11 protein-coding genes are annotated in these 13,715 nt (G+C 71.8%); 8 read left to right on the top strand and 3 right to left on the bottom strand.

All coding sequences use genetic code 11. The annotated features are described in order from the left end of the window. Positions 1-22 precede the first annotated feature (22 nt). Positions 23-1,210, top strand: a complete 1,188-nt coding sequence (locus AWX74_RS06570; RefSeq protein ID WP_226930854.1) for an ABC transporter substrate-binding protein — start codon at positions 23-25, stop codon at positions 1,208-1,210. Positions 1,211-1,249: 39 nt separating this feature from the next. Next, positions 1,250-2,152 (top strand): LLM class flavin-dependent oxidoreductase, encoded by a 903-nt coding sequence (locus AWX74_RS06565; RefSeq protein ID WP_091272662.1) that lies wholly within the window; start codon positions 1,250-1,252, stop codon positions 2,150-2,152. A gap of 61 nt (positions 2,153-2,213) precedes the next feature. On the opposite strand, the gene fxsT is transcribed toward AWX74_RS06565, so the two are convergent. Next, positions 2,214-5,102 carry an FxSxx-COOH system tetratricopeptide repeat protein gene (gene fxsT, locus AWX74_RS06560; RefSeq protein ID WP_114476365.1) on the bottom strand — a complete coding sequence of 963 codons (2,889 nt, stop codon included), beginning with the start codon at positions 5,100-5,102 and terminating at the stop codon, positions 2,214-2,216. 176 nt (positions 5,103-5,278) lie between these two features. On the opposite strand from fxsT, the gene AWX74_RS39845 reads away from it, so the two are divergent. Then, positions 5,279-5,446, top strand: coding sequence for a hypothetical protein (locus tag AWX74_RS39845; RefSeq protein WP_165615488.1), 168 nt, complete (start codon positions 5,279-5,281; stop codon positions 5,444-5,446). A gap of 67 nt (positions 5,447-5,513) precedes the next feature. On the opposite strand, the gene AWX74_RS06550 is transcribed toward AWX74_RS39845, so the two are convergent. Then, a complete protein-coding gene (locus AWX74_RS06550) occupies positions 5,514-7,079 on the bottom strand; it encodes a class I adenylate-forming enzyme family protein (protein ID WP_091272659.1) in 1,566 nt (521 codons plus the stop codon). Next, positions 7,076-8,350 (bottom strand): amidohydrolase family protein, encoded by a 1,275-nt coding sequence (locus AWX74_RS06545; RefSeq protein WP_091272657.1) that lies wholly within the window; start codon positions 8,348-8,350, stop codon positions 7,076-7,078. The genes AWX74_RS06550 and AWX74_RS06545 overlap by 4 nt, the downstream gene beginning before the upstream one ends. 181 nt (positions 8,351-8,531) lie before the next feature. Here AWX74_RS06545 and AWX74_RS06540 point away from each other — a divergent pair, with 181 nt between their 5' ends. The 5 genes from AWX74_RS06540 to AWX74_RS06520 all read left to right on the top strand — a co-directional run bounded on the left by AWX74_RS06540 (position 8,532) and on the right by AWX74_RS06520 (position 13,644). Beyond that, on the top strand, positions 8,532-10,712 hold the full coding sequence (locus AWX74_RS06540) for an acetate--CoA ligase family protein (RefSeq protein WP_091272655.1): 2,181 nt from the start codon (positions 8,532-8,534) through the stop codon (positions 10,710-10,712). 98 nt (positions 10,713-10,810) lie between these two features. Further along, complete coding sequence (locus AWX74_RS06535) at positions 10,811-11,239, top strand: MaoC family dehydratase (protein ID WP_091272653.1); 429 nt, start codon at positions 10,811-10,813, stop codon at positions 11,237-11,239. Next, complete coding sequence (locus AWX74_RS06530; RefSeq protein ID WP_091272652.1) at positions 11,236-11,643, top strand: Zn-ribbon domain-containing OB-fold protein; 408 nt, start codon at positions 11,236-11,238, stop codon at positions 11,641-11,643. Before AWX74_RS06535 ends, AWX74_RS06530 begins: the two co-directional genes overlap by 4 nt. Positions 11,644-11,675: 32 nt before the next feature. Continuing rightward, entirely contained in the window at positions 11,676-12,164 is a 489-nt protein-coding gene (locus AWX74_RS06525) for an FAS1-like dehydratase domain-containing protein (protein WP_091272651.1), read from the top strand. Positions 12,165-12,258: 94 nt separating this feature from the next. Further along, on the top strand, positions 12,259-13,644 hold the full coding sequence (locus AWX74_RS06520; protein ID WP_091272648.1) for an ABC transporter substrate-binding protein: 1,386 nt from the start codon (positions 12,259-12,261) through the stop codon (positions 13,642-13,644). Positions 13,645-13,715: the final 71 nt, after the last annotated feature.

The following is a 13,715-nucleotide window of genomic DNA, read 5'->3' as shown; positions in this document are numbered from 1 at the left end:
ACGCGATCGTCTGCTGCGACGGATGTCGCTGGGGTCGGCCTCCGTGCTGGTCCTCGCCGCCGCCGCGGGGTGTTCCGGGTCCGGATCAGGCGGCGTCGAGGCGAACGCCTGCACCAGTCCCGGGGTGACCAGCACCCAGGTGCGGCTCGGGCTCGTCCTCTCCGACTCCGGCCCGTCCGGTGACGTCTTCTCCGCGGCCCGGTCCGGGGTTGAGGCGAGGCTGGGCCTGGCCAACGCCGAGGGCGGCGTGCACGGCCGTCAGGTCGTCTACGAGTGGCGCGACGACGAGGACCTGCAGAGCCGCAACGTGCTGGTGACCAGGGAACTCGTCGGGTCGAGACAGGTGATCGGCCTGGTGACCGTCACCACGGCACTCGAGGAGTCGACGGACGCGCTCACCGAGCAGGATGTGCCTGTCGTGGGCCTCGCCGGGAGCCCGGACTGGGCCGAGCACCCGAACATGTTCTCCTACGCCTATGACGCGTCGCCGGTGACGATCGGGCGTTACATCCAGGCCAGTTCAGGTAGGAAAGTCGCCCTGGTGCTCTCCGGGATCGCGGGCAACACCACCGGAGCCGCCGATCGCTACACCCAGGCACTGCAGTCGGTGGGACTGAAGGTGGTGGGAGCGGTCTCCTACGCACGCCTGGCCGACAGCCCCGCGCAGATCGCCCACAAGATCGCCGCCCTGGGTGCGGACTCCATCGTCGGCCTGACCACGGCGGAGGACCTCGCCGAGATCCTGCCGGCCATCCGAACCACGGTGCCACGCCTCGTGGTCACCGTCGCGTTGAGCGGGTACGACCACGCGCGGCTGGCCAGGCTGGGGCCGGCGCTCGCCGGTGTGTCGTTTCCCGTCTACTTCCGGCCGTTCGAGGCCGGCGGTCCCGCCATCGACCGCTATCGCGACGCGATGAGCCGCTTCGCTCCGCAGGCCGTCCGGGCCGAGCAGGAGTACTCGATGAACGCCTACATCTACACCGACCTGTTCCTGCAGGGGCTGGAGAGGGCCGGGGCCTGCCCGACCCGCGCCGGTGTCGTCAGCGCACTACGCGATCTCACCGGCTACGACGCCGGCGGCCTGGTCAGCCCGGTGAACATGCGGAACAACTCCGATGTCCTGCAGGAGTGCTACGCGTTCGTACAGGTGAACCCGACGGGCGACGCGTTCCAGCCCGTTCGGGAGCGTATGTGCGCCAACGGAGAATGACTGCGATCATCTGGCCGATGAAATGAGGTGATCCGCAGGATGGCCGAACCTGTCCGGATGGGGTTTCTGGCGCCGACGTCCCGAGAGGAGGTCGCGGAGCTGGAGGCCCTGGGCGCGCATTCGCTGTGGGTGGGTGGGCACGTCGCGTCGCTGAACCCGACTCGGGAGCCCCTGGTCTGGCTGGCGAGGCTGGTCGAGCAGACCCGCACCGTCCGCATCGGCACCGCCACCCTGATCCTGCCGCTGTATCCACCTGGCCTGCTCGCCAAGCAGCTCGCCGACCTGGACGAGGCATCGGCCGGGCGGCTCACGGTCGGAGTGGGAGTCGGTGGGGAGTACCCGTCCGACTTCGATGCCTGCGGGGTTCCGCGGGAGGAGCGTGGCAGCCGCGCCAACGAGGCGATCGGGCTGTTGCGTGCCTTCTGGACCGCTGAACCGGTCACGCATGCCGGCCGCCACCACCGTCACGACCAGGTCCGGATCCACCCCGCTCCCGCCCAGCCGGGTGGACCGCCGATCGTGGTGACGGGCCGGCGTGACCCGGCGATGCGCCGCGCGGCCCAGCTCGGCGACGGATGGATGCCCTACCTGTACTCGCCGGAGCGTTACGCGGCCTCGGTGACCGAGATCCGGGCCCAGGCCGAACGCGCCGGCCGCGATCTGCGCGACTTCGGCTGGTACGCATACGTCTTCGTCAGTCTGGACGACGACGAGGCGCAGGCCCGAGCGGAGGCGGAACAGTTCCTCGGCGGCACCTATCGGGGTGACTTCTCGGCCATGCTGCAGCGCGTCGCCTGCGTCGGCACGGTGGAGCAGGTGACCGCACGGCTGCGCGCGTTCGTCGACGCCGGCGCCGAGCACCTCGTCCTGGTGCCCTGTGCCCGTGCGCCGCAGACCCGCCGCCGGCTGCTGGCCGAGGTGCTGCCGGCCCTGACCCGCTGACCCGCGCAATCGCGTGTCGGCTGAGCCCGGTTCCATCCGGTCCGGCCGCGGAGGCCTGCCCTCACCGTCGCCCGGCACCACTTCCTGCCGCGCCCTCGGCGTGCTGTCGCCAACCAGCGAGGTTGTGCTCGGTGCCCCGGGTGAGCGGGTGGCCGGCACCGAGGACCCGTTGCTGCTCGGTGAGAACGGCCTCGAAGGCCCGCATGCCCTGGGTCGGATCCTCCGGGCAGCAGAGCAGTTCGTTGAGCGTGACGTGGAGGTGAGGGTGGTCCGGCCCCAGGACCCGGAGCTGGTCACTGTGTAGCTGGACGAGTGCCTCCACTGCGCCGGAGCGGTCCCCGGCCTGACCGCGCCAGTACGCGAGGTTGTGCCGGTTGAGGAGGGTGTCGGGGTGGTCGGGGCCGAGGACGCGCAGCCGGTCGGCCAGCAGTTCTCCAAAGGCGTCCACCGCCCTGGACGGATCGCCCGCCACACCCAGCCCGGAGGCGAGGTTGTGCCTGGTGGTGAGCGTCTCCGGGTGGTCCGGACCGAGGACCCGCGTCTGGTCGGCCAGCAGCTCACGGAAGGCCTCGACCGAGCCGGCAGGGTCCCCCGCCGCGCCACGCCACAGGGCGAGCTCGTTGCGGGTGACGAGGGTGTCGGGGTGGTCGGGGCCGAGGACGCGCAGCCGGTCGGCCAGCAGTTCCCCGAGGGCGGCGGCCGCACCTGTCGCATCCCCAGCCTGACCACGCCAGCTGGCGAGGTCGTTGCGGATGAGGAGGGTGTCGGGGTGGTCGGGGCCGAGGACGCGCAGCCGGTCGGCCAGCAGCTGCTCGGAGGCGGCGACCGCACCCGCCGGATCGCCCGCCCGGCCGTGCCAGTAGGCGAGGTTGTTCCTGGTCGCGAGGGTCAGCCGGTCGTCGGGGCCGAGAATCCGCGTCACGTCGGTCAGCAGTTCGCCGAAGGCGGCGACGGCACCGGCGAGGTCACCGGCCTGCCCCCGCCAGTAGGCGAGGTTGTTGCGGGTGGGAAGGGTGTCAGGGTGGTCGGGGCCGAGGACACGGACCTGGTCGGCGAGGAGCTCTGCGTTGGAGGCGGCGGCGCCGGCGGAGTCACCGGACCGGCCCTGCCAGTGCGCGAGGTTGTTCCGGGCGTTCATGCCCAGCGGGTGGTCGGGGCCGAGATGCGTCCGAATCTGCCGGCAGAGCTGCTGGTAGTGGTCGATCGCCGTGCTGAGCAGGCCGATGTTCCCCATGCAGTTACCTGCGTGGAAAAGCACATCATGCGGCTCCGGACGGTGAAGATGATCACCGGAGGTCGATCGCAGCGCGGCCGTGTTCGCGAGCAGCGCCTGGGTGAGCACTCCTGGCCGATCGACGGTGGGCCAGGCAGCCAACACCGAGTCGGCCGCGAACCGCGCCAGAAGGAACGCCCGCTGCGGCCGCAGCGGCTCGCGCACGGCCCGTTGGACCAGCGCGTGGACACGCAGGGTCCGCTCCCCGTCGCCGGGGGCGTAGTCGGCGAGGCTGAGCAGCCGGAGGACGGCGAGGGCGTCGCGAGCGTCGTCCGCGGTCACCGGTGACCGCTTGCGAGACGACGCGGCCACGGAGTCCGGCTCACCGTCGCCCGGCCGCTGGTCCCCCGAGCCCGCGAGGTTCCCTCCGTCGGCCGGCTGTGCGCGGTGGGCGGCGAGGTAGGCCAGCGCCGGAGGGCTGGTGAGGACCGCCTCGGGTATGCCGTTGGGATCGAGCACCGCGGCGAGTTCGAGCATCGGTCTGGCCAGGCCGATCGGACGGCATCGGTCGGCTCGATCGATGGACAGCGACCAGGCCGCGTGCACGGCGTCGCGCTGCTCGTCCGGCCGGGCGTGCGGAGCCAGGTCCGCCAGGGTGCTGGCGCGGTCGGCCAACCGGCGCCGGTAGGCGGCACAGTCAAGGTGGGGCGAGTCGACGATGTAGGCGGCGGCCTGAGCCACGGCGAGTGGGAGACACCCCAGGTCGGCGGCGACGCCGGCGATCTGGTCCGGATCGTCGGATCGGCCGTGTGCGACGAGCACGGCGGCGAGGTAGCCGGCGGCCTCGTCCGAGGTGAAGAGGCCGACGTCGACGCGGCGGCGCCCGGGGCCGACGAGGGCGGCATCCTGGCGGCGGGTGGTGACCAGCACGCGCCCGTGCCGCTGCCGAGGTGGCCACAGACCGGAGAGATCGGCGGGGTCCGCGAGATCGTCGATGACGATCAGCCACCGTACGTCGGTGGTGGCCAGCCACTCCAACAGCCGCTCGGCGGCCAGCGCCGGATCGGCCGGATCGGCGCCGATGATCCGCGTGGCCGCGTTCGCATAGGCGACCTGGATCTGTTCGCGGCTCACCGCGGTCACCCAGATCAGGACGTCCACCGCGCCCGCGGACCACAGCTGGTGGGCGTGGTTGGCCGCGAGCTGGGTCTTGCCGACCCCACCCATACCGGACAGCACCTGACACAGCTCGCCCGCCACGCCGTCGGCGACCGGGCGCCCGAGTTCGTCGGCGGCACGGCGGTGCCGGAAGTGGTCCGCGACCCGAGGCGGCAGGCCGACCCGGAACCGCTCAGCGTCAACCGGTGTACCGGGCGCCGGCGACGCCGCCTGGGCGGACGGCGGCTGGGGGGACAGCGCCGGCGGTGGTTCGTGACGGCCCTCGTGACGGCTTTCCCGGGCCCGGCGGCGCATGTTGCGGTGCTCCGCGGCGAGCTCGCGGAACTCCTGGAGAACAGCGGCGGCCTCGCCGTCGGTGGCGCCGCAGGCGAGGATCCAGGCCTCCGCGAGCGCCTCGTCGGGTGGTGTGGTGATCTCGCCGTTCCGGATCTTGTACAGGTGGGACTTGCTGTACTCGGTCTTCTCGACCAGGTCCTTGATGGACAGCCCCGCACGGGCCCGCAGCCGTTCGAGGCCGGCACAGATCTCCGCGACCGGGCCCCGGGACGCGTCCGCCATCCTGCCTCCCCGTTTCCACCGGCTTCCACCACGCTGGCCGTGGAACGCCGGGCCGGGACGGCTGATCCGGTCCCGGATTCCATTCTCGTCCACGATCGCGGCTCGCGGTCATATCGGCACGCAAGGTGGTCCTCGCGCCGCCCGGCGCGGCTGTCGTTTCGACCCGAGGGGACCTGATGACAACGACCAACGCGAGCGGCCAGCAGCCTCCGGCGGGCCCGGACGGTCCTTCGGGCCCGCCGGACGCGTGCCGGTGCCGGCGCGGGAACCCGGCCTCGACGGTGCTCACGGTGCTGCTGTCCGCCGTGGCCCGCGCCGCCCTCGGCTGGCTGTTCGATCACTGACCTACGCAGTGCTGAAAGCGGCGGAAACGCATGGGCCCACGGAGGGAGCCCACGCCAGCCGGCGAGCTCAGGTCCGGTGCGCGCCGGCGTCGACGGTCGTCTCGGCCGCCGCCTGTTCGGCGGCGCGCACCAGGTCACCAGCCCTGACCTTGCCGACCTCGGTGCGGGGGAGCTCGTCCAGCGGCACGAACCGGACGGGGACCTTGTAGGGCAGCAGCCGCTCGCGGGCGGCGGCGCGCAGCGCGTCGGGGTCCAACGCCGCGCCGGGGCGGGGCACGACGAACGCCCACGGCACCTCGCCGAGGCGGTCGTCGGGCACGCCGACGACCGCGCAGTCGGCCACCTCCGGCACCAGCCGCAGTACCTCCTCCACCTCGCCGGGGAAGACCTTGAGCCCGCCCCGGTTGATCATGTCGGAGACCCGGCCCTCGATCCAGATGAAGCCGTCCGGGTCGATACGGGCGATGTCACCGGTGCGGAACCAGCCGTCGGCGGTGATCCGGTCGCCGAGCGCCGAGCCGTCGGCGTAGCCGGCCGACACCGCGGGGGTGCGCACATGCAGCTCACCGGGCTCGTCAACGGGAAGCTCCGCACCGTCCGCCCCGACGATCCGCGGGATGACACCGGCGTGGGGGCGGCCGATCGAACCGAGCTTGGACTCGCCGAACTCGCGGGAGTCGGCGGCGTTCCAGCCGATGATCTCCCCGCCGATCTCGGTCTGGCCGTAGCAGTTGAGCACCATGACGCCGAAGCGGTCCCGGAACATCCGGGCCCGCAGCGGGGACAGCGGGGCGGTGATGCCGCGCACGTACCGCAACGGCGCCAGCGAGGTGATCGCCGGGTCGTCGGTCAGCATGTTCATCGCCGCCGGCGGCAGCACCGTGGAGCGGATCCCGTGCCGGGCCACGGCCGCGGCGAAGGCCGCCGTCGTGAACGTCGGCATGATCACGACCGGCGCACCGACCCGGAACGCGAACAGCACGTTGTAAATGCCGGCCGACAGTGACATCGACGTGGGGATGAGGTTCGGCATCGGCGCCTTGCGCCGCGCGAGGTCGCCGGCCGCGGCGTCCCCGACCAGCTTGCGCAGCACCGGCTCCAGCAGCGCCAGATAGCCGGAGTGCCGCAGCAGAACGGGCTTGGGCCGCCCGGTCGTCCCGGAGGTGAACTGCACGAGTGCGATGTCGGCCTCGTGGGCGGGCACGTCCGGAGCCTGGAGCGTGCCCGTCCCGTTACGCCATCCGATCGTGCCGGTGGCCTCGTCGTCGACGGCCACGATCACCGGCCGGGTGGTGTCCTGGAGCCGGTCGGCCCAGGGCGCCAGGGTGACGACGGCCGCCGGCTGGACGGCATCCACCAGATGGCCGATCTCCGCGTCGGAGCTGCGCGGGTTGAGCGGCACGTACACCGCCTCGGCCGACCACACGCCGAACATCGCGGCGACCACCTCGGCGGTGTTCGGCAGCATCACCGCGACCGGGTGGCCCGGTCGCACCCCGACCGCGCGCAGGCGCTCGGCCAACTGGTCCGAACCTGCGCGCAGCGCCGCCCGGGTGACCACCTGCTCCTCGACGAAGACCGCGGGTGTGGTCTCGTCGTCCGGCCGTGGTTCGAGCAGGTCGACCAGCCTCATGGGCGGGTACCGCCGGTGGTCTCGGGCCCGGGAATGGTCAGGCCGAGCAGCCCGGCCGCGTTCCCCCGCGAGATCTTGTGGATGTCGGTCGCCGACAGGTGGCCGAACTGGCTGGCCGCCGCCTCGCGGGACCGCGGCCAGGTGCCGTCCTGGTGCGGGTAGTCGGTCTCGAAGACCACGTTGTCGATGCCGATCCGGTCGATCAGGCCGACCCCGACCGGGTCCTTGAAGAAGCAGCTGTAGACCTGCCGGCGGTAGTACGTCGACGGCGGCTCGGGGCAGTTCTGCTGGCCGTGCGCCCAGCCGCGGTGGGTGAGCCAGACGTCGTCGGCGCGGTCGAGCACGTAGGGGATCCAACCGATCTGCGCCTCGGCGTACATCAGCTTCAGCGCCGGGTGGCGGTGCAGCACCCCGGAGAACAGGAAGTCGACCAGGCTGGCCGCGCTGTTGCCGAACAGGATGGTGGCCGCGACGGCCTCGGGTGCGTCCGCCGAGGTCTGCGGGGTCTTCGTGCCCGAGCCGATGTGCATCGACACGACCGTGCCGGTCTCGGCGCAGGCGGCGAAGAACGGGTCCCAGTACCGGGAGTGCAGGCTCGGCAGGTCCAGGTAGGCGGGCAGCTCACTGAACGCGACGGCGCGCACCCCGCGGGCGGCGTTGCGACGCACCTCGGCGACGGCCAGGTCGACGTCCCACAGCGGCACGATGCACAGCGGGATGAGCCGGCCGCCCGACGTGCCGCACCACTCCTCGACCATCCAGTCGTTGTAGGCCTGGACGGACAGCAGCGCCAGCTCCCTGTCCTTGCCCCACAGGAACATCTGCCCGCAGAACCGCGGGTAGTTCGGGAAGCTGAGCTGTGCCTCGACGCCGTTGAGGTCCATGTCGGCCACCCGGTCGGGAACCTTCCAGCAGCCGGGGCGCATCTCGTCGAAGGTGATGCCGTCCATGGTCACCTCGTCGGCCGGGACGCCGGCGGCCGCGATGTAGCGCTTGAGGCTGGTGTGGCGGCCCTCGTAGACCCACCAGGCCACGTCCGGGCCTTCGGTGCCGGGTGCCTCGATGTAGCTCGACCCGACCAGCTTCACCTCGCCGGCCGGTGCGTGGACGACGTGCGGGCCGGCCTCGCGGTAGCGCTGCGGAAGCCGGGAGCTCCACACGTCGGGGGGCTCGACGACATGTGCGTCCATGTCGATGAGCCGCGGAATGCGGGCCACCAACGTCTCGTCGACCGGCTCGTGGGCCGGGGCCTGCGTCAGGTCATGCGTCATCTGATCCGTCAAGATCGCCTCGCCATGTCGACCGGTTCGCCTGCTGCTGCCTGTGCCGGGCCGGCGAAATCAGGAATCGCCTCGGCTGCAGAGAGGATAATGTATATGATATCGATAGCCAACTGTCGCAGGTCAGGCGGTCTGGCCGCAGCGTTCGAGTGCGGATTCGAGGAGGTCGGCCTTGCCGGAACCAGACGTGGACTCGGCCTCACCCGCGGCGGCGGAGCAGGCGCCGGCGCTGCGGCAGATCGACTGGTCGCGGCTGTTCTCCCCGCGGGTCGTCGCCGTCGTCGGCGCGACGGACACCGAGGGTAGCCCGCAGCGGGCCCAGTGGACGCAGGTCCGCGAGCGCCTCGGCGCGCTCGGTGCCGACGTCGTCCCGGTGCATCCGAAGAAGAGCGACATCCTCGGCGTGCGGGCCTATCCGTCCGTTGCCGAGCTGCCCGCGGACCCGGACGTGGTGGTCGTGCTCGTCCGTGACCCGCTGCCGGCCGTCGAGGAGGCGGTGGCCCGCGGGGCCGGCTTCGTCATCGTCTTCTCCGCCGGCTTCTCCGAGCTCGGCACCGCCGAGGGCGACGCGGCCGAGGCCCGGCTGCGTGAGCTGGCCGCCGGCTCCACCCGCATCATCGGCCCCAACACCAACCTCAACATCTTCGAGCCCTGGCAGCAGGGTTTACCTGGTCGGAAGCTCGCGATCATCACGCAGTCCGGCTACCAGGGGCGGCCGATCACCCAGGGCCAGGTGCTCGGGATCGGCATCGAGATGTGGGCGACCCTGGGCAACGAGACCGACATCGAATGGGCCGACGTCGCCGGCCATCTCGCCACCCGGCCCGGTGTCGGCGCGATCGCGACCTACGTCGAGGGCTTCCAGGACGGGCGGGCGTTCATGCTGGCCGCCGACGCCTGTGTGCGGGCCGGCATCCCCGTCATCGCCATCAAGGTCGGGCGCAGCGAGGAGGGCCGGGCCATGGCCGCCGCCCACACCGGCCACCTGACCGGGCCGGACGCCGTGCACGACGCCGTGTTCGACCAGTACGGCGTGATCCGGGTCGACGACATCGACGAGGTCATCGAGATCTCCGGCCTGTTCTGCCACGCCGGCCTGCTCCCGGGGGCCGGTGGGGTCGCCGTCTACGCGATGTCCGGTGGCACGGCGTCGCACGTCGCGGACCTGTGCGGGCTGGCGGGCGTGCCGGTGCCGCACTTCACGCCCGAGACGGTCGCCGCCCTCGGCGAGTACATCCCCTGGTACCTCAAGCGCGACAACCCCGTCGACTCCGGCGGTGTGATCACCGCGCGCCCGGAGAACCGCCGGGTGCTCGAGATCATGCTCGACGACCCGAACGTGGACGTGCTGTTCGCGCCGATCACCGGGGTGTTCCCGGGCATGAGCGACGCGCTGGCCCGCGACCTGATCGCGCTGCACGAGCGCGCGCAGGCCGGGCAGGGCAAGCCGGTGGTCGCCGCCTGGACGTCGCCGATCCGCGACGATGACGCGTACCGCGCGCTGTGCGCGGCCGGCGTGCCGCTGTTCCACTCGTTCGGCGCCGCGGTGCGCGGGCTCGGCGAGCTCGGGCGCTTCTCCCGGCTCGTCCGTGAGTACCGCAGCCCGTTCGCCCTGGAGGCCGAGAGCAGCGCGCCGCGGGCGTCCGTGGAAGCCACCGCGCGGGCGCGGGCGCTGCTGGCGACCCGCTCCGGCGCGCTCAACGAGGTCGACTCCAAGCAGCTGCTGGCGGCCTACGACATCCCGGTGGTGACGGAGCGGCTCATCACCTCACCGGACGAGGCGGTCGCGACCGCGACGGAGCTGGGCTTCCCGGTCGTGCTGAAGATCGCCTCCGCCGACATCGCGCACAAGTCCGACCTTGGCCTGGTGGCCGTGGGTGTCCGGGACGCGGACGACGTGCGGGCGGCCTACGCCCGGCTGACGTCCACCGCCCTCACCGCGGCCCCGGACGCCCGGATCGACGGGGTCGTCGTCGCCGAGATGGTGACCGACGCGGTCGCCGAGGTGATCCTGGGCCTGTCGCACCAGCCGCCCTTCGGCCCGACGATCACCTTCGGGCTCGGCGGTGTGTTCACCGAGGTGTTCGCCGATGTCGCCTTCGCGGTGCCGCCGTTCGACGCGGACCGGGCCCGGGCGGTCATCGAGTCCACCCGGGGTGTGCGGCTGCTGCGGGGCGCCCGCGGCCGCCCGGCTGGCGACATCGACGCGCTCGTCGAGACGATCATGCGGCTGCAGGCCCTCGCCGTCGAGCTCGGCGACCAGATCGCCGAGCTCGACATCAACCCGATCATGGTGCGGCCGGCCGGCCGGGGCGCCGTCGCGGTCGACGCGCTCGTGATCCCGCGCGGGTAGCCGGCCGGTCCGCCAGACTGTATTTACTATCCAATCCTTCGCTCGTCGGACCGGGCCTGATCCGTGCCGGGGCCGGTGGAGCGCCGTCAGGAGAGCACATGGACGAAGGTGGAGTCTTCTTCGAGGATCTCGGGGAGGGCGAGCAGGCGCCGGCGCGCAGCCATCGGCTCAGCCGCACCGACCTGGTGCGGTACGCGGGTGCGTCGCACGACTTCAACCCGATGCACCACGACGAGGTCAAGGCCCAGGCCGCCGGCATGCGCTCGGTGTTCGCCCACGGGATGTTCACCGCGGGCTTCCTGGCCACCGCGCTCACCGACTTCGTCGGCATCGGCAACCTGCGCGGCTACAAGGTCCGCTTCACCGAGCAGGCCTGGCCGGACGACACCCTGACCACCGAGATCACGGTGCGCGGCAAGGACGAGGCCACCCACCTCGTCGAGCTCGACTGCCGGGTGGTCACCGAGAAGGGCGCCGTCGTCCTCACCGGCTCGGCGGTCGCGGCACCGCGGCGGCGGTCGGCATGAGCGGCGGAGCACGATACGACCTGCCGACGATCGAGGCGGAGACCGCGCCGTGGTGGGAGGCGGCGCGCCGCGGCGAGCTGCTGGTGCGCCGGTGCGGCGGCTGCGGGCGGGCGCACCTGTACCCGCGGCCGTTCTGCCCGACCTGCTGGAGCGAGGACGTCAGCTGGGAGCAGGCCGCGGGCACCGGGACGCTCTACACCTGGTCGCAGGTGCACGCCAACGACCTGCCGCCCTTCCGGGACCGGGTTCCCTACCTTGCCGCCATCGTCGACCTCGACGAGGGACCGCGGCTGGAGACCACCATCGTCGGCGCCACCGAGGCCGACCTGACCATCGGCATGCGGCTCAAGGTCGACTTCTCCGACGTCGGCGAGGTGACCCTGCCGGTGTTCCGGCCCGCCTGAACCGCGCCTCGCCTTCCCCTGGAGTTCTGCTCATGAGTACAACTGACGTGACCGGCCGCGCGCTGCGGTCGGCGACGGTCGTGGTGGAACGCGGGCAGGTCGCCGCGTTCGCCACCGCGGTCACCGACACCTCGCCCGTCTACCAGCGCCCGGACGTGGCGGCCGAGGCCGGCTTCGCCGGCATTCCCGCGCCCCCCACGTTCACCTTCGCCGCCCGCCTGCTCGCCGCCTACGAGGAGCTGAGCCCGGAGCAGCCGCCGGGCGCGGTGGATCTCACCGAGCTGATCGGCGAGCTGCGCGCGGGCGGTGGGCTGATCCTGCACGCGGAGCAGGAGTTCACCTACCACGCGCCGGTGCTCGTCGGCGCGGTCCTGACCCTCACCGGCGTGGTCGAGGACGTCCAGGTGAAGACCGGTCGCGACGACCGGCGCCGGACGTTCGTCCGGGTCCGCTCGGAGTTCCGCGACGAGGCCGGCGCGCTCGTCGTGACCGAGGTGATGACCTTGCTCCACCGGTCCTGACCTGCTGCTGTGTCGATCCTGAGCTGCTCCGAGCCCTTTCGGATATGAAGATCTGGTCCGTCCCGGCGGGCCTTGGAAATAGGGAGTCGCGCTGATGAGCGAGGAAAAGCCCGTGCAGTACGCGCACCGGATGTTCCCGGCGCCGATCGACCATGGGATCGCCCGGCCCGACCGCGCGGTGTCGACGGTGGAGCGCGGGACGGACGCGGTCACCTACAACGACCCGCAGGGCCGCTGGTACGAGGGCGGCGGCCAGGTCGGGGAGAAGGCGGTCGAGTCGATCGTCGTGTACCCGCCGACCCGTGGGGTGGTCGGCCAGGGGGACCCGTTCGAACCCGTCAAGATCGGCATCCTGGTCGACATGGACCTCGGCCAGTTGCTGTCGGACTGGATCGACTCGACCATCCTGGCGATCGAGGACGCGCTGAACGAGGGGGTCTACGACCGGCCGGTCGAGATCATCACGGTCGACGCGCGCGGCCTGCCGCGGGAGAACTACCGCAAGGTCCGGCAGGGCTACCTGAAGCTGGTCGAGCTCGGCTGCGTCGTGGTGCTCGGCCCGATGATCTCCGACAACTCGCTGAACCTGCAGGACGTCGTCAACGCCACCGGCGTGGCCTGCATCGGCTGGACCGGCAGCGTGAAGTTCGCGGGGGACTACTGCTTCACGGTCGCCAACGGGGACATCCCGACCGAGTCGGTGATGGGCGCCAACTGGTGCGCGCAGCAGGGCTACACCAAGGTCGGGTTCTTCTGGGAGAAGGGCTCCTCCGGGGACCACTACTCGGACTACTTCCGGCTCGCCGCGCAGAACGTCGGCGTGGAGATCGTCAAGGAGGTCAGCCTCGGGCCGAACCCGCGTGGCTTCCAGGAGAAGCTCGCGACGATGCGCGAGCAGGGCGCCGAGGCCATCGTCTACATGGGCTACGGCTACTCGACGTTCCACTTCGCGGCCGCGTTCAAAGCCCTCGACTGGGATCCGCCCCGCTTCATGGGCACCGCGTTCATGTTCTACTCCAACTCCAACGCCTGGGCGGAGGGCCTGGAGGGCTGGCACGGCGTCGACCAGCTCGGTGAGGACGGCGCGAACCCGAACTACGAGGCGATGGTCCGGCGGTTCGAGGCGAGGTTCGGGCGGGTGACCCGCAACGTCGTCGTCGCGCTGGGCTACGACACGGCCCGCGCCGGCATCCACGGCATCGCGAACGCGATGATCCCCATCCCGAGCGAGGTCCGGCTCGGCCTCGAGAAGATCAAGTGGATGCCGTGCACGAACGGTGGCCCGGGCGCCTACATCACGTTCGCGCCGTACGACCACCGCGGCTACAAGGGCGACTTTCTGACGATCCGTGAGCTGCGCGGTGGCGAGCTGCACTTCCGCGGCTACTACCGGCCGCAGTGGCCGTCGAACACCCACTCGCCGTTGCTGACCGCCGAGCCGAAGCCCGCCGACCCGGCTGACGCGGCGGCGGCCGAGTAACCCCGGTCGAGCAGTGGCGGCCGGCCGAGTGACGCCGGCCAAGCAGCGCAGGCTGAGGCGGCGCCGCGCGA

It is taken from the genome of Parafrankia irregularis (assembly GCF_001536285.1).
In the GTDB taxonomy this organism is placed as follows: domain Bacteria; phylum Actinomycetota; class Actinomycetes; order Frankiales; family Frankiaceae; genus Parafrankia; species Parafrankia irregularis.
This window is presented reverse-complemented; position numbering and strand designations above follow the sequence as displayed.

Coding starts and splice junctions, on each gene's coding strand:
- AWX74_RS06545 (WP_091272657.1), bottom strand. CDS start 8,350: ATGACGCATGACCTGACGCAGGCCCCGGCCCACGAGCCGGTCGACGAG.
- fxsT (WP_114476365.1), bottom strand. CDS start 5,102: ATGGCGGACGCGTCCCGGGGCCCGGTCGCGGAGATCTGTGCCGGCCTC.
- AWX74_RS06530 (WP_091272652.1), top strand. CDS start 11,236: ATGAGCGGCGGAGCACGATACGACCTGCCGACGATCGAGGCGGAGACC.
- AWX74_RS06565 (WP_091272662.1), top strand. CDS start 1,250: ATGGCCGAACCTGTCCGGATGGGGTTTCTGGCGCCGACGTCCCGAGAG.
- AWX74_RS06570 (WP_226930854.1), top strand. CDS start 23: ATGTCGCTGGGGTCGGCCTCCGTGCTGGTCCTCGCCGCCGCCGCGGGG.
- AWX74_RS06525 (WP_091272651.1), top strand. CDS start 11,676: ATGAGTACAACTGACGTGACCGGCCGCGCGCTGCGGTCGGCGACGGTC.
- AWX74_RS06535 (WP_091272653.1), top strand. CDS start 10,811: ATGGACGAAGGTGGAGTCTTCTTCGAGGATCTCGGGGAGGGCGAGCAG.
- AWX74_RS39845 (WP_165615488.1), top strand. CDS start 5,279: ATGACAACGACCAACGCGAGCGGCCAGCAGCCTCCGGCGGGCCCGGAC.
- AWX74_RS06520 (WP_091272648.1), top strand. CDS start 12,259: ATGAGCGAGGAAAAGCCCGTGCAGTACGCGCACCGGATGTTCCCGGCG.
- AWX74_RS06550 (WP_091272659.1), bottom strand. CDS start 7,079: ATGAGGCTGGTCGACCTGCTCGAACCACGGCCGGACGACGAGACCACA.